We start from the raw sequence: 19,162 nt of genomic DNA, 5'->3' as shown, positions 1-19,162 counted from the left end.
AATTTCAGATATTATAGCCTTTTACTTGTTTCCGGACAACCTCTAACAGCAACTTGGGAATGATCAGGCCCATAATGTTCCTCTTGAATTGCTAGAGCCCGTTCAAGTAACTCTTTTGCTTTCTGAGGGTTACCCAGACCCCCATAAGCGTTGCTTAGGTTTGTCAGTATAATAGCAACCTGGAAATGGTCAGAGCCATAATGTTTCTCAAGAATAGGTAAAGCCTGTTTAAGTAGCTCCTTTTGTCTCCTATGATTACCCAGATCCCCATAAGCGATACCTAGATTTGCCAGCGCTATAGCAACTTGAAAATTATAAGGCCCATAATATTTCTTAAAGATAGATAAAGCCTGTTCAAGCAGCTCCTTTTGTCTTCTGGGATTACCCAAGTCATGGTATCCATCGTTCATCCATATTAACAAATACACAAGATAATCCTTTTCTATTGTTTGTTTTTCTGAAGGATTTTTTGCTAGCCAATTATCTATATGTGATAAAAACGCTTCTAAGTGCGGCAATAATTGTCGCTTCTTAGCATAATCTTCTAATTTATCACTGTCGTCAGGGAAGCTTTCTTTTAGTAATTCAAAAGTCTTTTTCACAACTTTGTTTTTGCCTTGTTTTTCTAACTCTATCCTTATTACTTGCTGTACTAACCTGTGAATATTGACTAAATTTTGCTCTTCTCCTGAGTTGATCATTGAATATTGCTTAAGTAGTTGGATAGCATCACCTAACTTTTCTTCATTGCGTTCTACCCCTAAAAACATTTTTGCAGGAATGTTGTCAGGAGCAATATAGGCAATGATATCCAAGATTTCTTTGGCTTGCTGACCATACTCTGGGTTATCTTTGATTTTATCAATAGTAATTCTCCAGGTTATAAAAGTTGTCTTGGTGTAGCTATTGTCGCTGTCTTTAGGAAACTTAAAATCAAGTAATTTTTCTGCTTCCTCTTTGTATCTCTTTAAATAATCACTAATTTCAAACTTCAAGCCTACATTCTTTAATGCTATATCCCTTTCTTTTATGTATGCAACTGCCTGCTGCAAAGCTAAAGGAAAATGCTGTAATGTTTCTGCCAAATTCTTTATTTCATTTTCTTGTGACCCATCTTTTATACCTAATGCTTTTCTAATAAAGTCTATTGATTCTGGTTCAGTAAATGCACCCAATGTTAATGATTTTATATCTCCCCATTTCTGATTACGAGAGGTAATCAAAACACTAGGTTTATTATCATCAGATGATAAAAAGTGGGACGGTAAGAATTGACTAATACCAGCATCTTGACCTTCACTTCTATATTCTTCTGCATTATCGAAAACAAAGAGACTTTTTCTCTTGGCGAAAAAAGCGTATATGTCTCTTACAATAGATTCAATATCCCTATCTTCTGTAGGAATGCCTAAAGGATCTCTAGCTAACCTGAGAAAAGACTGCACCATGGTTTCATGGGTTTCAGCTTTTATCCATATAATATTGTTGTCATAATCTTTACTGTGTTCTTCAATATATTTTTTGGCCAGCTCAGTCTTACCTATTCCTCCCAACCCACTAATAGAAACCAGTTGCGATATTAGAGGTTGTCGGGAAACTAGTAAATTCAAGCATATTCCCTCTTTAACATAACCCTACTCATAGCTAGGTATATGAAATTCTCAGTGGATGTTGTGAGTAAATCATACTCCTTCGATAGCCTTCTATTCCTATTAACCCAAGCAAAAGTCCTTTCTACAACCCATCTTCTTGGCTGTACTTTAAACCCTTGTTCTCTTGTTGGTAGTAGCTCAGGTGGCGTATCTTTGTGCACCCAAAATCTACATGGAGGCCTTTTAACAATTTCAATATCTATGTCATATTCTTCCTTTATGTGATTCTTTAAATTTCTTCCTTGGTATCCCATGTCAGCCCACATTTTTTTAACTTTAGTATATTTTGTTCTCATATTGTTTAATGCTATTTTAATACCATCTCTATCATTTTCGTTAGCAGCGCCTACGTAACAACCTAGTATAAAACCCTGAGTGTCTGTAATTATATGCCTTTTTCTACCCTTTACTTTTTTACTTCCATCATAGCCTTTGATCCCCCCTTTTCTGTAGTCTTTACAGATTGACTATCTACTATACAGGCACTCGGCTGCTCATTCCTTCCTATTTTTCTTCTACTATATTTTGTAATTTCATAATTCATTTTCTCAAAAATTCCCTGCTTCTTCCATTGCCTGAACTGCTCATACACAGTCTTCCATAGCGGAAAATCATTTGGTAAATACCGCCATTGACACCCTGTACGCAATACATAGAAAATTGCTTCTAATATTTCTTTTTTGCTATACTTTTGCGGCCTTCCTCCTTTCTTGTATGATACTCTGAAGTGTTTTTCTATTCTTGCCCATTCCCTTTCGCTTAGATCTGTTGGATACTTTTTTCTCATCTTTACCCCGTACTAAAATTTCAGATATTATAGCCTTTTACTTGTTTCCGGACAACCTCTTAGAGGTTGTCCGGAAACTAGTAAATTCAAGCATATTCCCTCTTTAACATAACCCTACTCATAGCTAGGTATATGAAATTCTCAGTGGATGTTGTGAGTAAATCATACTCCTTCGATAGCCTTCTATTCCTATTAACCCAAGCAAAAGTCCTTTCTACAACCCATCTTCTTGGCTGTACTTTAAACCCTTGTTCTCTTGTTGGTAGTAGCTCAGGTGGCGTATCTTTGTGCGCCCAAAATCTACATGGAGGCCTTTTAACAATTTCAATATCTATGTCATATTCTTCCTTTATGTGATTCTTTAAATTTCTTCCTTGGTATCCCATGTCAGCCCACATTTTTTTAACTTTAGTATATTTTGTTCTCATATTGTTTAATGCTATTTTAATACCATCTCTATCATTTTCGTTAGCAGCGCCTACGTAACAACCTAGTATAAAACCCTGAGTGTCTGTAATTATATGCCTTTTTCTACCCTTTACTTTTTTACTTCCATCATAGCCTTTGATCCCCCCTTTTCTGTAGTCTTTACAGATTGACTATCTACTATACAGGCACTCGGCTGCTCATTCCTTCCTATTTTTCTTCTACTATATTTTGTAATTTCATAATTCATTTTCTCAAAAATTCCCTGCTTCTTCCATTGCCTGAACTGCTCATACACAGTCTTCCATAGCGGAAAATCATTTGGTAAATACCGCCATTGACACCCTGTACGCAATACATAGAAAATTGCTTCTAATATTTCTTTTTTGCTATACTTTTGCGGCCTTCCTCCTTTCTTGTATGATACTCTGAAGTGTTTTTCTATTCTTGCCCATTCCCTTTCGCTTAGATCTGTTGGATACTTTTTTCTCATCTTTACCCCGTACTAAAATTTCAGATATTATAGCCTTTTACTTGTTTCCGGACAACCTCTTATAGCATTTCTCATAATAGTCCGAATAGGTCATAGGAAGGCAGAATCAACAGCACGACGAAAGGATTCGAATAGAGGAATGTTTTTCCTGGCTCTGTTTTTTATAGCAAACCAATGATGCTCAATTTTGTTAAAATCTGGAGAATAAGGCGGCAGATACAAAATTTCTGCACCGACTCCTTTAGCGAGCTTGATAAGCTTATCAGACTTATGAAAAGTAGCATTATCAAGAATGACAGTTTGTCCAGGTTCTAAGATCGGTGCCAAAAATTGCTCAAACCATCCATTAAAAATATCCATATTACAGTGGCCTTCAAATGTTAATGGAGCAACTATCTTTCTTCTACTTAAGGCTGCAACCATGCTGATTCGTTGAGTTTTTTTTCCAGATTTTAGGGCATAAAATCGCTGTCCTTTCTGGCAATACCCATATGGATAGTCCTCCGTGTTATCAATCCCAGACTCATCTATATACACTAAGTTTTCTGGTTCTTTTGTTGCTATAATTTTTAAGAATTCAGCACGTTTTTCTTCGTTCCTTTCCTTGTATCCATATGTCTTTTTTTGCGCGTAAATCCAATTTTTCTGAGAGCTCGGTGGATCGTTTGGATACTAACGTTGCCCCAAAGTTTAGCCATTTCCGACAGAGTTTTTCTACCGTGTTTTTTAGCAAATTCGATAAACTTATTCCAGTCGATAATTTTCTGATTGTAACCTCCATTACCGAGTTTTTTTGACTGAAAGTCGCCTGTTTCTTTTTTTCTTTGCTGCCACTCCCACAAAGTAGTTCGTCCAATTTTAAATCTTGCTGCCACTGCTTCTCTGCTTTCCCCTTCGTCTAGTGCTTCCATTGCTTTTTTTCTTAAATCATAACTATATGCTGCCGGCATCCAACCTCCTTATCGCCATCTATCCTTAATCTTATCATATCCGGACTTCTGTGGAAAGAGCTATACTTTGCACTGTTTTTAAGTTGCAACTTTTACCCAAAGCCTTCAATTCAGCATGAATTTTAGGAACTCCATATCTACATTTAGAAACTTGATATATTTTTTGAATAGCTGCGAGTAGCTCTTTATTTGCTGATTCTCTACTGCTTATTTTTCTTGTGGTCCACTTATAGTAGCCACTAGCAGAAAATCCTACATAATTCCTGTACTTTATAGCAGTTACTATGCTCTTTTATAAAAAAATATTTTACTCTTTTTGACTGGCCAGGGCTTTTTTTTAAATGTCTCTTTCCCTTGTTACTCTTGCTAACTCTCTTTGTAAATCAAACCTCTCTTTGTCGTAAGGAGCCATGTTACCTCTACCTGGAAATGCATCTGCTGCCGACTTTTTTTCGTTGTGTTTCTTTATCCATTTTCCTAATAAACCACCCTTTATTCCTAAATCCTTTGCTATTTTTGTAATTGTTTGACCTGCCTTTCTTTGTTCATTTGCCAGTTTAACAGCTTCCAATTTGAATTCTGCCGTATATTCTCTTGCCATTTCTAATCCTCCAAAATTTTATTTTACCCGAAAAAACTCCTTTCTTTCTCTCCACTTTTTCTGGGTAAGGTCACTTGGCAACAGTTGCTCTACTTTCTCCTTCATCCAATGCTTCCATTGCTTTTTTCCTTAAGTCGTAACTATACGCTGCTGGCATACAAACCCCTCTACCATAAATCCATTCTTACCTTATTGGGATTATTATGAGAAGAGCTATAACTCTATGGGAGGGAAGCAAAATCTGGGATTCGGCCTTAATGGCATTAGCGTTGCATCAGCTTCACCCTCCCTGTGAGGTATTTTAGCTCTAATGCCTCACATCATAAAGATACAAGTGTCAAGCTACTTGGATGACAGGGGAGGGAGGCACTGGGATGACAGGAGAAGGTAGTGGGATGACACCCTGACAACCGTCATCCCGCTGCTTGTTAGCGGGATCTAGAGATACCGCGAATGAATCGCGGCATGACGTAGGACTGCTTTCATTCCAGTGCTTGACACTGGAATCCAGCCTTTCTGCAATCTCATCGAAAACGTTGTAACCACTTTCTATGCTAGTTTGCTTGTGAGCAACCTGGATTCCAGTGTCAAGCACTGGAATGACACCGTTATAAAGGAACCAGTGTCAGCTACTTGAATGACACAGTCTTTGCTTAAACCCGTAACGTTCGTACATTTTGCTAAAAGTTCAAATATCAACATCATGCACATTAAGTGCATTGCTATTAATAAAATCACGGCGTGGTTCAACTATATCACCCATTAATATTGAAAATATGGAATCAGCTTCTTCACAATCTTTTATTTCAACCTTTAATAAAGTTCTAGCCTCAGGATTTAACGTAGTATCCCATAGCTGATCAGCATTCATTTCACCAAGACCTTTAAATCTCTGCAGAGTTAAACCTTTTTTACCATAGTCCATTATTATTTTTGCAAGCGTACTTGGAGAAGTGATTCTTATTTCAGTTTCTTGTGACTTTAAAAATGAATCACCATTAAATAAATTACTTATACCATCAAGCAAACTTAATATGTTTTGCATATCTTTGCCTTCAAGCATACTAAGTGCAAATATATATTTGTCTGCCAATCCTTGAAACAATTTAGAGATATGAATTTCTTTTTCTTCATCTTTTATTTCCACTTCCCAAGTGTATTCGCTGTACATTAACTTCAAATACTTTAATATCTCATCAGCCGATGATAGAGCATTCTTTTTACTTAAAATTAGCAATGACTCTAAGAGATTTTGTGGTATTTCTCTATCATAATTTTTGCTAATATTAGAAGTGCTAACGCATTTATTCAAAATAAGGCGCAAGTTGTTAAATTCTGTAGCTGTACCACTTAGTGTTAATCTTTTAACTGCTGAGTTTATTATATACTCTTCAAAAGTTTCGTCATCTTTAATATAAGTGTCTTTGGCATTCTTTGTAACTTTATAGAGGGGTGGCTGTGCTATGTATAAGTAACCTTTTTCAATAACTTCACGCATATGTCTAAAAAAGAAAGTTAGAATCAAAGTTCTTATATGTGAACCATCAACATCTGCATCTGTCATGATGATAATTTTATGATATCTAGCTTTTTCAATATCGAAGTGTTCACTCCCTATTCCAGCACCAATTGCAGTAATTAAAGAGCCTATTTCTGCAGATGAAAAAATACGATCTAAACTTACACGTTCTACGTTTAGAATTTTTCCTCTTAAGGCAAGCACTGCTTGTGTTTTACGATTACGCCCCTGCTTTGCAGTACCACCTGCTGAATTACCCTCTACTATAAATAATTCCGATAACTCAGGAGCTTTTTCCTGACAATCAGCAAGCTTTCCTGGCAGAGTTGCAATATCAATATTGTTTTTGCTTTTAACTAGCTCGCGCGCTTTTCTTGCAGCTTCTCTTCCTTTTGCTGACCTGATTGCTCTTTCTACTATGCTTGCTGCCAATTTGGGATCAGTTTCAAGGATTGTGCTCAATTTATCAGAAACTATACTTTCTACAACTGCACGTGCTTCAGAACTAACTAGTTTATCTTTTGTTTGTGAAGAAAACTTAGGATCAGGCATCTTAAGAGATAAAACACAAGTTAAACCTTCTCTAACGTCCTCTCCAGTTAAATTTACTTTTGCTTTCTTTAAAAACCCTTCATTAGTTGCATAGGTATTGATACATCTAGTTAGTGCAGATCTAAATCCTGCCAAATGCGTACCACCATCTCGTTGCCGTATATTATTAGTGAAACACAACATATTCTCATAGTAGGAATCATTCCATTCCATCGATATTTCCAAGCTGATGCCAAGATCTTCTGCATCTCCTTTCATACTGGCAATTTTAGTTACATGTGTCTTATTCTTATCTAAATACTGCACAAAATTTGCTGTACCAAAATTGTCTTTAGATTGATTGCTCTGATTGAAATGAGATTCTGTATATGGTTCATTGCGCAGATCACGTAAAGTAATGTCGATATTTGAATTTAAAAATGCTAATTCTCTTATACGACTTTCAAGCGTTGAGTAACTGAAATTAATGCCATTAAAAGTCTCTGTTGATGGCATGAACGTGACTTTAGTTCCTCTTTTGTTTGTATTTTCGTTGACTACCTTTAAAGGTTCAATAGACTCACCATCTTCAAAACGCATAAAGTGTTCTTTCTTATTGCGCCAAATAATTAATTCCAACCAGCTTGATAATGCATTCACAACTGAGATTCCAACACCATGTAATCCCCCAGAAACTTTATAGGTATTGCTGTCAAATTTACCACCAGCATGGAGTTGAGTCATTATTACCTCTGCTGCTGATATTCCTTCTTCTTCATGAATGTCAGTTGGAATGCCACGACCATTGTCGGTTACTGATACTGAACCATCTTTATTTATGCTAACTTCAATTTTATCACAATATCCAGCTAAAGATTCATCTATTGCGTTATCAACAACCTCATATACCATGTGGTGCAAGCCAGATCCATCGTCAGTGTCACCAATGTACATACCTGGACGTTTCCTTACAGCATCAAGACCCCTTAAGATTTTTATTGCATCGGCATTATAACTATTTTCCATGGTATTGCTTCGTTTATGAATGTTAATTAATATTACATTCATATATGCTGATTAGCAACATTTTTAAACTGATAACCCATATTAAAAGCACAACTTTACGAATGTTTATTTTTGAAGACAGCAAATAGTGTCATTCCAATGTGTCTTCCATAACTGTACGAACATTCATTTTTGAAGGTAAATTGCACAACAGATGATGTCATTCCAGTGCTTGACACTGGAATGGCTTTGTTGCATCGCTAGCTATGATGGATTAAAGATAAAAAAGATGGAGAATATCAGTAGCTTATTATTCTGGTATTTATAACAAGAACGGTCAGTGAATACCTAAATTTGAGTAAAAGAAATTTCACTACCACTCACTAATCCGGCTAAAATTCAAGAATTTCAATGCTTTAGCTATTTTCAATAGAATTAAATTTATTAATGTAAATAATAAATTACTATTCTTAAATTTGATCAGATTGATTGCAAAAAAACAAGATTTTCAATAGGTTACTTATAATCCTAACTATAGTTAGCCTTTCATAAGTAGCGATGCAACAAAGCCCACTGGAATCCAGAAATTTTGCTTATAACTGAGCTGATGAGCTAAAGGTAGTTGTCTTACGCTAAAACAAACGTTTTTAATTAAGTTGCATAGAAGCTGGATCCCAGTGTCTGGGCACTGGGATGACACCCCACTGGTGGGAATTGCTCCCAAACTACAACGTTCGTACAGTTGTGTGTGTCTTCCCATGGAGATTGCTCTCAAATCATAATGCTCATGCAGTTGCATGCTCGACTAATTAACAGAAAAATCTATAATTCAGTTTACGTATTTTCTTATCTCAGCCAAAATCTTATCAGATTGACTTTCGTCTGAATTTAAATCAGCTGCAAAGTGTGTAACATATTTTCCTCCGGGGCCAATAAGGTACATTATTGAAGAATGGTTGATTTCTTCTTCTCCACCAACTTTGCTAGCATATACTTTATACTTTGCAATTACTTCGTCTATTTTTTCTCTTTCACCAGTTAACATTTGTATTCTGTGGTCAAATTGCTGCTGAAATTCTTTAAGTCTTTCCGTGCTATCGCGCTCAGGATCGACTGTGATGAAGAATGTTTGTAGCTTGTTGTTAGTTTTCTCATCTAACTTTGCAAGTGCTTCTGAAATTATTCCAAGGTTCATAGGGCAAATTCTTTTGCATGAGGAAAACCCAAAGAAAATCATCATGTATTTATCTTTAAAATCACTACTGCGCAAGATCTGTCCGTCCTGATTAATTAAAGAAAAATCTCCGCCTATCTTAACTTCTGCGTTGTGAATCGCTGCTGGGGCAAATATGCCTTTTTTAGTGAAATAACAATAACCTAAAAAAACAACTGCTAATGCTGCTAGCACATTAGATAATAATCTTATAAACCTTACCATTAGAATGCTCTCAGTAAAATTGAATTGTATCTTTATTGGTTAACCTATTCAATATATTTATTCCAAAGTGTATTGTTAATTTTGTCTAACAGTTTCTTATGTTCATCAATTTCTTCACTATTTGGTAAATGTTCTCTGGGAGTTAGATTACGTACTTTATGCTGAACGAATGTGGAGTTACTGTCCTGATTGCATTCATTATCAAACAGAAAGGTTTGTAACCCTCCTGTAAGTTCAACATATACCTTTGCAAGCAATTGAGCATCAACTAGTGCTCCGTGCAATTCTCTATTCTCTAGCGATATATCAAAACGCTTACATAATGCATTCAAAGAAGCAGGTGATCCTGCGAATTTTTTCCTCGCAAGAGGTAATGTATCTAGCACTCTGTCTGAGGAAATTAACCTAGCATTCAGCTTGCTTAACTCCATGTTAAGGAACTTAACATCGAATTCAGCGTTGTGAATTACCAAAATATCATTAGATATAAAGTCAAGAAATTCAAGTGCAACATCTGAAAATAATGGTTTATCTTCTAAAAATTCTTCACTAATACCGTGAATCTTAAACGAGTGATAAGGTATATCTCTTTCTGGGTTAAGGTACCGATGGAATACTTTACCTGTTGGAATGCGGTTAATTAATTCCACACACCCTATTTCAATAATTCGATGACCAGATTCAGTGTCAAGACCTGTCGTTTCAGTGTCAAGTACTATTTCGCGTAGCTTGCTTTCCATTTCAAATAAAACTCATCTTACTTATCATTTGTCTTATCGTTACTTGTCTTTTTATAGTGAATAGAAACAAGCAACCAGCTTGGGTCTGATGAATTAACATTTTTTTTGAATTGCCATACATCCTCAACTTTATTAATAGTGGATGTACTACCTGATATTATATCTCCTTCATTGTTCTTAACGAAGTTAATTTGCTCTGAAAGGAAATATACTGCAATAAACACTGCGTTTTTTACTAGCTTTATTTCTAAAATCTTTTGTGAAACGATAGAAACAATTATAGACTCGTGCACCTCTTTACGATGTTTAATCTTCTCTGCAAAATTATCATATAAGTCTTTATCGAGAAGTGGTTTTAACTGAGACAAATTTCCTTGATTGAAACATTTTATTATTAATTCAAAAGCTATGCTTGAACCTTCTATAAAGTGGGAAATAGAAAAATCTTTGTTTTTTTTTAATATTTGTTTATAAGTAACTTTTATTGAATTTTCATCATTGCTATCAATGTAACCCTCAATGTTTTCTACTACATCTTCTCTACTTCGGCTTACATCCAATACATTAGTTAGCTTTTTTAGGTTGAGGTTGGCTGACCTTCCTAAAGAATTATACAAACGTGAAAAAATGAACGCCGCTAATAAAGCATATATTACAAGCTCTATCATAGTAACTCAACTCCTTGGCATATAAAGTATCCGAACATTATTAATTATTAATGAAAATATGTTTTTCATATCAACTTATAATCAGGTTTGCTATTCGTTTGTAAATGAATATATTATATAAGAAAGTATTAAATATCTCAACTTAATTAAAGGAGACGTAAGAAATGCCACAACAAAAAATGAGAATTCACGGTCAATATGTTAAAGATCTATCATTTGAGAATCCGAATTCGCCATTCCTTTCTTCTAGTAAAGCTCCAGATATTAATGTAATGGTTAATATCAATTCAGCAAAATTAGAAGGGACGAAAAACAAAGAAGAAGTGAATGAAGAAAAATCTTTTCATGAAATTACTTTGCATATAGAAGTCAAAGCAACGGTAAAAGATGAAGGCATAAAAGATGGTGTAGCTTTCATTTGTGAGACGAAATATTGTGGCATTTTTTCAATAGAAAATTTAAAAGAGTTGAGTGAGGAAGAGGTAAGACAAGCTTTGTTTATTGGCGGACCTACTTTTCTTTTCCCTTTTGCAAGAGAAATAATTGCAAGAGTTACAAGTAGTGGTGGATTTCCCCCACTGATGCTAGATCCTATAGATTTTGAAACTATGTATGAGCAGCAAGGTCAACAACAAAAAAGTAACGGTAGTAATTCCAATTTTAACTAATATAGTGTGATAGGATGAACAATTCTTTAAATGCAAAAACGACTTTAAACATTGACGGGAAGTCATACAACTATTTTAGCCTAAGTAGTGCTAGTGAATTTTTAGGAATAGATGTGACTAAATTGCCTTGCTCACTTAAGGTTCTGCTTGAAAGTTTATTGCGCAATGAAGATGGAGTAAACGTAAAGCTAGATGACATAAGAGTACTAGCAGACTGCGTTAATAAACACACTAATCACGAAATTAGCTATAAACCAGCAAGGGTGTTGATGCAAGATTTTACAGGGGTTCCTGCTGTTGTTGATCTAGCTTCAATGCGGGACTATGTTAAGAAAAATGGAGGAAACCCAAGCAATATAAATCCGTCTGTACCGGTTGATCTTGTGATTGACCATTCTGTTCAAGTAGATAGTTATGGAAGTGTTTCCGCATTCAGTAAGAATGTTGAGTTAGAAGTAAAAAGAAATTTGGAGAGATATCAATTTTTAAAGTGGGGAGAATCGTCCTTCACAAATTTTAGAGTAGTGCCGCCTGGCACAGGGATTTGCCACCAAGTGAATCTTGAATATTTAGCGCAAGTTGTGTGTAATAATGATGGAGTCATATATCCTGATACTTTAGTTGGTACTGACAGCCATACTACAATGGTTAACGGATTATCAGTTCTTGGTTGGGGTGTTGGAGGCATAGAAGCTGAGTCTGTGATGCTTGGTCAACCAATTAGTATGGTGATTCCAGAAGTAGTTGGATTTAAATTAATTGGCAGATTGTCGGAAGGAGTAACTGCGACCGATTTAGTGCTGATGGTTACCAATATCCTAAGAACAAAAGGCGTTGTTGGTAAGTTTGTAGAATTTTATGGTGATGGTTTAGATTATTTATCTTTGGCAGATAGAGCCACTATAGCAAACATGGCCCCGGAGTATGGCGCAACTTGTGGATTTTTTCCAATTGATCAAAAAACGCTAGATTATTTAAGCTTAACCGGAAGGCCAGAAAAGCTGATTAAGCTAGTTGAGGCTTATGCGAAAGAGCAAGGACTGTGGCGTAGTAGTGACGAGTTAGCATTTTTTGACACACTAGAGCTTGATTTATCAAGCGTGGAGCCAGTAATGGCTGGTCCCAAAAGACCACAAGATAAGGTTTTTCTTTCACAAGTGGCAGAGTCTTTTTCTAAATCATTTTTAGTTAATGAGTCAAAGGAAAGCGATAAACTCCAAGATGGAAGTGTAGTTATTGCAGCAATAACAAGCTGCACTAATACTTCTAATCCAAGTGTGATGATTGCTGCAGGTCTTGTAGCTCGTAATGCAATTAAACTTGGATTAAAATCAAAGCCTTGGGTTAAAACTTCTCTTGCTCCAGGGTCACAAGTTGTAACAGAATATTTAGAAAAGTCTGGATTGCAGGTAGATCTAAATGCTTTGGGTTTTAATCTAGTTGGATATGGTTGCACAACTTGCATTGGGAATTCTGGTCCACTTAATAAAGATATAGAAGATGGCATTAAAAACAAAAACTTAACCGTTGCTGCAGTTTTATCTGGCAATCGTAACTTTGAAGGAAGAATTCATCCGTTAGTCAAAGCTAATTACTTGGCATCTCCGCCACTTGTTGTTGCATATGCACTTGCTGGTACTGTGCAAATTGATCTGACAAAAGATTCAATATGCAAAGATAAGAATGGAAATGACGTCCACCTCAAGGATATATGGCCAACAAACAATGAAATCGAAGATTGTGTTAAAAATGTGGTAACACGTGAGATGTTTATACAAAAGTATAAGGATGTTTTTTCTGGTGATGAACATTGGCGAAAGATAAAGTGTGAAAAAAGTGAAATCTATAATTGGGATGCAAATAGCACTTACATACAAAATCCGCCCTATTTTGATAATTTATCACCTAAAAATAATAAAATCGATATAAAAGGTGCACAAATATTGGCAATGTTTGGCGATAGCGTAACCACTGACCACATTTCCCCTGCTGGAAATATTGCCTCAAGTAGTCCTGCAGGTATATATTTAAAAAATCTTGGAATTGAGCCACAGGACTTTAATTCGTATGGGTCTCGTCGTGGTAACCACAATGTAATGATGCGTGGGACTTTTGCTAACATTAGAATAAAAAATGAAATGGTAAGCATCGAAGGCGGCTATACAAAATATATTCCTTCTCAAGAAACTATGTCGATTTTTGATGCAGCAATGCGCTACAAGGAAGCTCTCATAATTGTGGCAGGAAAGGAGTATGGCACAGGTTCAAGTAGGGATTGGGCAGCAAAGGGTACTTTATTGTTGGGGGTTAAAGTTGTCATTGCAGAAAGCTTTGAGCGTATACATAGGTCCAACTTGGTCGGCATGGGTGTTCTTCCACTTATATTCCAAAATGGAATAACCAGAAAGATATTTGATGGTAGCGAGGTAATAAGCATAAAAGGTGAAATAGTGCCAGGTGGAAATCTAGAATGCATCATCAAAAGAAAGGATAATTCAAAGCAATCAATTCAACTCAAATGCTGTGTACAAACCGCAACTGAGACTAAATACTTGATGTGTGGTGGAGTGTTGAGCTACATACTTGCACAATCTTTTTGATTTAGTGAAGTTATTGCATGGACTTCTTTTAGCCAGCCCTGATCCCTTTGTAAATAGCAATTTGCTCTGCGCAAAGTTATGATATAATTTCACCATACATATGGTGTCGGAGTATTTTTTGGAGATAATTATATATGATAAGCTCTATACAAGAACCTAATGAACTCAGAAAACGTTTACAAGGATTTTATCGTACTGATGAAAAGAGTTATATACGTTATCTTGTAGAAAAAGCAGAGCTTTCAGCTGATTCAAAAAATAGAATTTATAATATTGCAAAACAAGTTATTGAAAAAATCAAACACAATAAACTAAGTATTGTAGATTCCTTTATGCAGCAATACTCGCTTTCCAATGATGAAGGAATAGCATTGATGTGCCTTGCTGAATCGCTACTTAGAATACCAGATGATTATACAATAGACGAGCTAATCAAAGATAAAATTGCCAATCAAGAATGGAGTAAATATTTAGGATATTCTTCTTCATTGTTCGTCAATGCTTCCACGTGGAGTTTAATGATAGGTAGCAGTATATTGAGAGATAATGAAGGCGATTCGAAGTTCTATTACGCAATTTCTAAGTTACTTAAGAATTTAGGAGAACCGATCATTCGCAAAGCAGTAAAACAAGCAATGTCTATGCTTGGTAATCATTTTGTTGTTGGAGAAACCATAGAAGAAGCTTTAAGGTACGCAAAATTAGATGACAATAGTAAGTTTTTATACTCTTTTGATATGCTCGGTGAAGCTGCTCACACAGCTGAGGATGCAGAAGAGTATTTTAATTCATATATGCACTCAATAAAAGCTATAGGTGAATCCACTGAAATAAATGATTGTTTTAAATCCCATGGAATTTCAATCAAACTTTCTGCTTTACACCCATGTTATGAATTCAGCCAATTCGATAATATAGCTGAAGAGCTGAGAGCTAAGCTATTAGAGCTTTGTCATGAAGCAAAAAAATACAATATTTCATTATGTATAGATGCAGAAGAATCAGAAAGACTTGAGATGTCATTAGTTTTATTCGAGCAATTGCGTCTTGATGAGTCACTTTCTGAGTGGGAAGGGCTTGGCTTGGCTGTGCAAGCATATCAAAAGCGCGCTTTATCTGTTTTTGACTTTGTTGAAGATGTTGCTATCCGATCAAAGCACAAAATTATGGTGAGGCTTGTAAAAGGTGCATATTGGGATTCAGAAATCAAGCGTACGCAAGAATTGGGATTAAATGATTACTCAGTATTTACAAGAAAAAGCTATACTGACGTATCTTACCTCGTGTGCGCACAGAAACTTTTGAGTAAACCAAACAGCTTTTACCCATGCTTTGGAACTCATAACGTCTATACTTTTGCTTCTATCATGGAAATTGCTGATAAAAACCACCCTGGATTTGAATTTCAACGCTTACATGGAATGGCAAAAGACTTATATGATTATGCAATGTCAGAGCTTGCAACAAATGTTAGCTGTCGTGTCTACGCACCCGTTGGGGAACATAGTGACTTGTTGCCTTATCTTATAAGACGCCTTCTTGAAAATGGAGCTAATAGTTCGTTTGTTAATCAAATAAGTGATCCTAACGTTAAAATCGATGAGTTAATTTCAGATCCACTGGAAAAAGCTATAAATTTTAATTATGAACCTCATCCAGGCATTCCATTACCACAAGATATTTTGGGACCAGAAAGAAAAAATTCCTTGGGGATGGATATTAGTGATTCTGTGATAGTCTCACAATTTGCAGATGATATAAAGGGTTTTAGTGAAAAAAAGTGGCAAATTGGACCAATAATTGATGGAAAAGCACTATTTGATAATGCTGAATTTATCGAAGTAGTGAATCCTGCACATTTGGAAAATGTAATTGGAGAAGTGTCAAGTGCAACAAGCGATCAAGCTTTAAAAGCTCTTGAAATAGCACATAGTGCTTTTGCTAAGTGGCAGAATGTTTCAGCAGAAGAGCGCGCTAAATGCCTTGAAAAAGCTGCAGATTTGCTTGAGGAAAGGATGAAAGAGTTAATTTACATTCTGATTGTGGAAGCAGGAAAAATTTTATCCGATGCAATAGCAGAAGTAAGAGAGGCAATCGACTTTCTGCGTTATTATGCAATGATAGCAAAAAATGAACTGAGCGACTGGAAAAAATTGCCGGGCCCAACAGGTGAAGATAACTTCATCTTTTTTGAAGGCAGAGGAGTTTTCTTATGCATATCACCGTGGAATTTTCCGCTCGCTATCTTCATTGGGCAGGTCTCAGCTGCACTTGCAGCAGGTAATGCAGTGCTGGCAAAACCGGCAGAGCAAACGCCGATTATTGCCTACGAAGCTGTTAAGATACTACATGAAGCTGGGATACCAAAGAATATGTTACACCTCATTCCTGGGGATGGTGGATATTTAGGCAAAATATTAGTTCCAGACAATAGAATTGCCGGAGTAGCTTTTACTGGCTCAACACAAACTGCTCAAATAATCAATAAAATGCTTGCAAATAGGGATGGTCCTATCGTACCACTTATTGCTGAAACTGGCGGATTAAATGCTATGATTGTTGATAGCTCTGCTCTCTTAGAGCAAGTGACTACGGATGTTTTGCTTTCTGCGTTTCGCAGCGCTGGCCAACGCTGTTCTGCGCTTAGAGTGCTGTTTATTCAAGAGGACATAGCAGAGAAGCAGATAAAAATGATATGCGGTGCAGCGCAAGAACTCAAGATTGGTGACCCAATACAACTTAGTACTGATATTGGTCCAATAATTGATAAAGCATCTATCGATATGCTCACTCAACATACGCAAAAAATGTCAGAGGATAAAGATTCAAATCTGTTATTTAAAGTACCCATGGATACAAATTCTCATAATGGTTATTTCTTTCCTCCATATATTTATGAGATACAAAAAATTTCGCAATTAAAGCAAGAAGTATTTGGTCCTATTTTACATATCATACGTTTTAACAAGTCACAATTAAATGAAGTTATAAGTGATATAAATAGTACTGGATATGGGCTTACGTTTTCTTTGCAGAGTCGTATACAAAGTCAAATTGACACTATAAGTAAAAAAATATCAGTTGGAAATGTCTACATCAACCGTAACCAGATAGGTGCAGCAGTTGGGATACAACCATTTGGTGGTAGAGGACTATCTGGCACTGGGCCAAAAGCTGGTGGTCCTCATTATTTACAGCGTTTTTCTACAGAAAAAGTTGTAAGTGTTAACACTACAGCATTTGGTGGTAACACTACACTTATGTGTTTGGATTAATTTGCGGGCCCTAATTTTTCTTACCCCTAAACTAGACGTTCGTGCAGTTATGTACACAGCGCTAAAACCCGAAAAGGACCAGCTCATGCACTGAAATAAATCGTATCCGTTCAGCCAATGGCGTCAACTTAAGAACTTTCATTAGCAAACTCTCCTAAAGACATGATGGCGTTTAGGCTTATCTACTTTATTGCGGCTGTCCCGGTCGGATTTTAACTTTAGCGCGTATACTTATAGCCTTTCTTATAATAGTCCGAATGCGATAAGATATGTGTTTATGGCTATAGCAGGCCAGTAGCATATTACGGTCTGTTCGGATTATTGTAAAAAGAGCTATAAAAAGGGCTTGAAAGTTTTTTGGCGCAATAAGTACCTGATAGAGTTTCTGTCTCATTACACTAAATAAAACTGAAAAATTTAAACGATACTCAGTAATTTGATCTGGGTTCCAAGGCCCTTGTGCATCACACATATGAAGCGATAATATATTGCACATGACCAAGTTTGCCCAAAATTCTTGTAATACAGCCTCTCCAGAAAAATTCTCTAACTCTGCTCCTACTTTGAGTCGTTTATAGCACTCCTCTATGTGCCACCTTAACACATAAGCTTTGCTCCAAAGTCTCGGTCAAAAACTCTGTTTCTCAGTTGGCTAATGTCAGCACTATAACTCTTACTTTCTGTCCTTTCATTTTATTTTTTAGCTTTTCATTTTCTAATATAAAATCAAAATCTAATTCGCCAGCGTTCCCATAGCTTACTATAATTTCTTTTTTGCAAGCGAAAAATAAAATCTACTTCCAAATTATAATGCTGCTGAATGAATTTTACTGAAGACGATCATAGATAAATAATAATTTCTCTTGATTTAATAAACGCATTTGAGTGATATAGCATTTCTCATAATAGTCCGAATAGGTCATAGGAAGGCAGAATCAACAGCACGACGAAAGGATTCGAATAGAGGAATGTTTTTCCTGGCTCTGTTTTTTATAGCAAACCAATGATGCTCAATTTTGTTAAAATCTGGAGAATAAGGCGGCAGATACAAAATTTCTGCACCGACTCCTTTAGCGAGCTTGATAAGCTTATCAGACTTATGAAAAGTAGCATTATCAAGAATGACAGTTTGTCCAGGTTCTAAGATCGGTGCCAAAAATTGCTCAAACCATCCATTAAAAATATCCATATTACAGTGGCCTTCAAATGTTAATGGAGCAACTATCTTTCTTCTACTTAAGGCTGCAACCATGCTGATTCGTTGAGTTTTTTTTCCAGATTTTAGGGCATAAAATCGCTGTCCTTTCTGGCAATACCCATATGGATAGTCCTCCGTGTTATCAATCCCAGACTCATCTATATACACTAAGTTTTCTGGTTCTTTTGTTGCTATAATTTTTAAGAATTCAGCACGTTTTTCTTCGTTCCTTTCCTTGTATCCATATGTCTTTTTTTGCGCGTAAATCCAATTTTTCTGAGAGCTCGGTGGATCGTTTGGATACTAACGTTGCCCCAAAGTTTAGCCATTTCCGACAGAGTTTTTCTACCGTGTTTTTTAGCAAATTCGATAAACTTATTCCAGTCGATAATTTTCTGATTGTAACCTCCATTACCGAGTTTTTTTGACTGAAAGTCGCCTGTTTCTTTTTTTCTTTGCTGCCACTCCCACAAAGTAGTTCGTCCAATTTTAAATCTTGCTGCCACTGCTTCTCTGCTTTCCCCTTCGTCTAGTGCTTCCATTGCTTTTTTTCTTAAATCATAACTATATGCTGCCGGCATCCAACCTCCTTATCGCCATCTATCCTTAAT

Annotated in this window: 14 protein-coding genes and 3 pseudogenes; 3 read left to right on the top strand and 14 right to left on the bottom strand. The window is 36.1% G+C overall.

The genetic code is table 11. From position 1 onward, the window contains the following. Nucleotides 1–11 precede the first annotated feature (11 nt). The 12 genes and pseudogenes from AAGD90_RS02585 to AAGD90_RS02535 form a co-directional block, all read right to left on the bottom strand. Nucleotides 12–1,610: a tetratricopeptide repeat protein gene (locus tag AAGD90_RS02585; RefSeq protein WP_341822082.1), complete on the bottom strand. Its 1,599-nt coding sequence runs from the start codon at nucleotides 1,608–1,610 to the stop codon at nucleotides 12–14. Further along, nucleotides 1,607–2,439 (bottom strand): annotated as a pseudogene (locus tag AAGD90_RS02580) (IS5 family transposase). Before AAGD90_RS02580 ends, AAGD90_RS02585 begins: the two are co-directional and overlap by 4 nt. An 86-nt stretch (nucleotides 2,440–2,525) precedes the next feature. Then, nucleotides 2,526–3,358, bottom strand: a pseudogene (locus tag AAGD90_RS02575) (IS5 family transposase). 90 nt (nucleotides 3,359–3,448) lie between these two features. Further along, nucleotides 3,449–4,308 (bottom strand): IS630 family transposase gene (locus AAGD90_RS02570; protein WP_156518142.1). Its coding sequence is split into 2 segments (ribosomal slippage): nucleotides 3,449–3,984 and nucleotides 3,984–4,308, totalling 861 coding nucleotides; the frame shifts between segments, so codons are not numbered across the junction. A 34-nt stretch (nucleotides 4,309–4,342) separates the two neighbouring features. Beyond that, on the bottom strand, nucleotides 4,343–4,468 hold the full coding sequence (locus tag AAGD90_RS07175; protein ID WP_410529989.1) for an IS3 family transposase: 126 nt from the start codon (nucleotides 4,466–4,468) through the stop codon (nucleotides 4,343–4,345). Nucleotides 4,469–4,645: 177 nt separating this feature from the next. After that, entirely contained in the window at nucleotides 4,646–4,909 is a 264-nt protein-coding gene (locus AAGD90_RS02565; protein ID WP_010082386.1) for a transposase, read from the bottom strand. Nucleotides 4,910–5,246: 337 nt separating this feature from the next. Beyond that, a complete protein-coding gene (locus AAGD90_RS02560) occupies nucleotides 5,247–5,504 on the bottom strand; it encodes a hypothetical protein (RefSeq protein ID WP_010962372.1) in 258 nt (85 codons plus the stop codon). A 93-nt stretch (nucleotides 5,505–5,597) separates the two neighbouring features. After that, nucleotides 5,598–7,985 (bottom strand): DNA topoisomerase (ATP-hydrolyzing) subunit B, encoded by a 2,388-nt coding sequence (gene gyrB / locus AAGD90_RS02555; protein ID WP_010962371.1) that lies wholly within the window; start codon nucleotides 7,983–7,985, stop codon nucleotides 5,598–5,600. A gap of 517 nt (nucleotides 7,986–8,502) precedes the next feature. Then, nucleotides 8,503–8,763 (bottom strand): hypothetical protein, encoded by a 261-nt coding sequence (locus AAGD90_RS02550; RefSeq protein ID WP_010962369.1) that lies wholly within the window; start codon nucleotides 8,761–8,763, stop codon nucleotides 8,503–8,505. Between the two features lie 30 nt (nucleotides 8,764–8,793). Next, entirely contained in the window at nucleotides 8,794–9,402 is a 609-nt protein-coding gene (locus AAGD90_RS02545; RefSeq protein ID WP_341822081.1) for an SCO family protein, read from the bottom strand. Between the two features lie 44 nt (nucleotides 9,403–9,446). Next, nucleotides 9,447–10,142 carry a DNA polymerase III subunit epsilon gene (gene dnaQ / locus AAGD90_RS02540; RefSeq protein WP_010082574.1) on the bottom strand — a complete coding sequence of 232 codons (696 nt, stop codon included), beginning with the start codon at nucleotides 10,140–10,142 and terminating at the stop codon, nucleotides 9,447–9,449. Between the two features lie 17 nt (nucleotides 10,143–10,159). After that, complete coding sequence (locus AAGD90_RS02535; RefSeq protein WP_010962367.1) at nucleotides 10,160–10,810, bottom strand: Tim44/TimA family putative adaptor protein; 651 nt, start codon at nucleotides 10,808–10,810, stop codon at nucleotides 10,160–10,162. A 164-nt stretch (nucleotides 10,811–10,974) separates the two neighbouring features. Here AAGD90_RS02535 and secB point away from each other — a divergent pair, with 164 nt between their 5' ends. From secB to putA, 3 genes are all read left to right on the top strand, one after another. Next, complete coding sequence (secB, locus tag AAGD90_RS02530) at nucleotides 10,975–11,478, top strand: protein-export chaperone SecB (protein WP_006279761.1); 504 nt, start codon at nucleotides 10,975–10,977, stop codon at nucleotides 11,476–11,478. Nucleotides 11,479–11,492: 14 nt separating this feature from the next. Next, a complete protein-coding gene (acnA, locus tag AAGD90_RS02525; RefSeq protein WP_341822080.1) occupies nucleotides 11,493–14,078 on the top strand; it encodes an aconitate hydratase AcnA in 2,586 nt (861 codons plus the stop codon). 134 nt (nucleotides 14,079–14,212) lie between these two features. Continuing rightward, nucleotides 14,213–17,353 carry a bifunctional proline dehydrogenase/L-glutamate gamma-semialdehyde dehydrogenase PutA gene (putA, locus tag AAGD90_RS02520; protein ID WP_341822079.1) on the top strand — a complete coding sequence of 1,047 codons (3,141 nt, stop codon included), beginning with the start codon at nucleotides 14,213–14,215 and terminating at the stop codon, nucleotides 17,351–17,353. Between the two features lie 141 nt (nucleotides 17,354–17,494). Here putA and AAGD90_RS02515 read toward each other — a convergent pair. Both AAGD90_RS02515 and AAGD90_RS02510 read right to left on the bottom strand, forming a co-directional pair. Further along, nucleotides 17,495–18,243 (bottom strand): annotated as a pseudogene (locus AAGD90_RS02515) (hypothetical protein); the annotation flags it as partial. Nucleotides 18,244–18,272: 29 nt separating this feature from the next. Beyond that, nucleotides 18,273–19,132, bottom strand: a protein-coding gene (locus AAGD90_RS02510) for an IS630 family transposase (protein WP_156518142.1) whose coding sequence is annotated in 2 segments (ribosomal slippage) — nucleotides 18,273–18,808 and nucleotides 18,808–19,132 — 861 coding nt in all. Because the reading frame shifts where the segments join, the coding sequence is not laid out codon by codon here. Nucleotides 19,133–19,162: the final 30 nt, after the last annotated feature.

Source organism: Wolbachia endosymbiont (group A) of Ischnus inquisitorius (genome assembly GCF_964026985.1).
In the GTDB taxonomy this organism is placed as follows: Bacteria; Pseudomonadota; Alphaproteobacteria; order Rickettsiales; family Anaplasmataceae; genus Wolbachia; species Wolbachia pipientis.
The sequence above is the reverse complement of the archived record's forward strand: the minus strand, read 5'-3'. Positions and strand labels throughout refer to the sequence as shown.

Coding starts and splice junctions, on each gene's coding strand:
- AAGD90_RS02565 (WP_010082386.1), bottom strand. CDS start 4,909: ATGGCAAGAGAATATACGGCAGAATTCAAATTGGAAGCTGTTAAACTG.
- gyrB (WP_010962371.1), bottom strand. CDS start 7,985: ATGGAAAATAGTTATAATGCCGATGCAATAAAAATCTTAAGGGGTCTT.
- AAGD90_RS02550 (WP_010962369.1), bottom strand. CDS start 8,763: ATGCAACTGCATGAGCATTATGATTTGAGAGCAATCTCCATGGGAAGA.
- AAGD90_RS02545 (WP_341822081.1), bottom strand. CDS start 9,402: ATGGTAAGGTTTATAAGATTATTATCTAATGTGCTAGCAGCATTAGCA.
- dnaQ (WP_010082574.1), bottom strand. CDS start 10,142: ATGGAAAGCAAGCTACGCGAAATAGTACTTGACACTGAAACGACAGGT.
- AAGD90_RS02535 (WP_010962367.1), bottom strand. CDS start 10,810: ATGATAGAGCTTGTAATATATGCTTTATTAGCGGCGTTCATTTTTTCA.
- secB (WP_006279761.1), top strand. CDS start 10,975: ATGCCACAACAAAAAATGAGAATTCACGGTCAATATGTTAAAGATCTA.
- acnA (WP_341822080.1), top strand. CDS start 11,493: ATGAACAATTCTTTAAATGCAAAAACGACTTTAAACATTGACGGGAAG.
- putA (WP_341822079.1), top strand. CDS start 14,213: ATGATAAGCTCTATACAAGAACCTAATGAACTCAGAAAACGTTTACAA.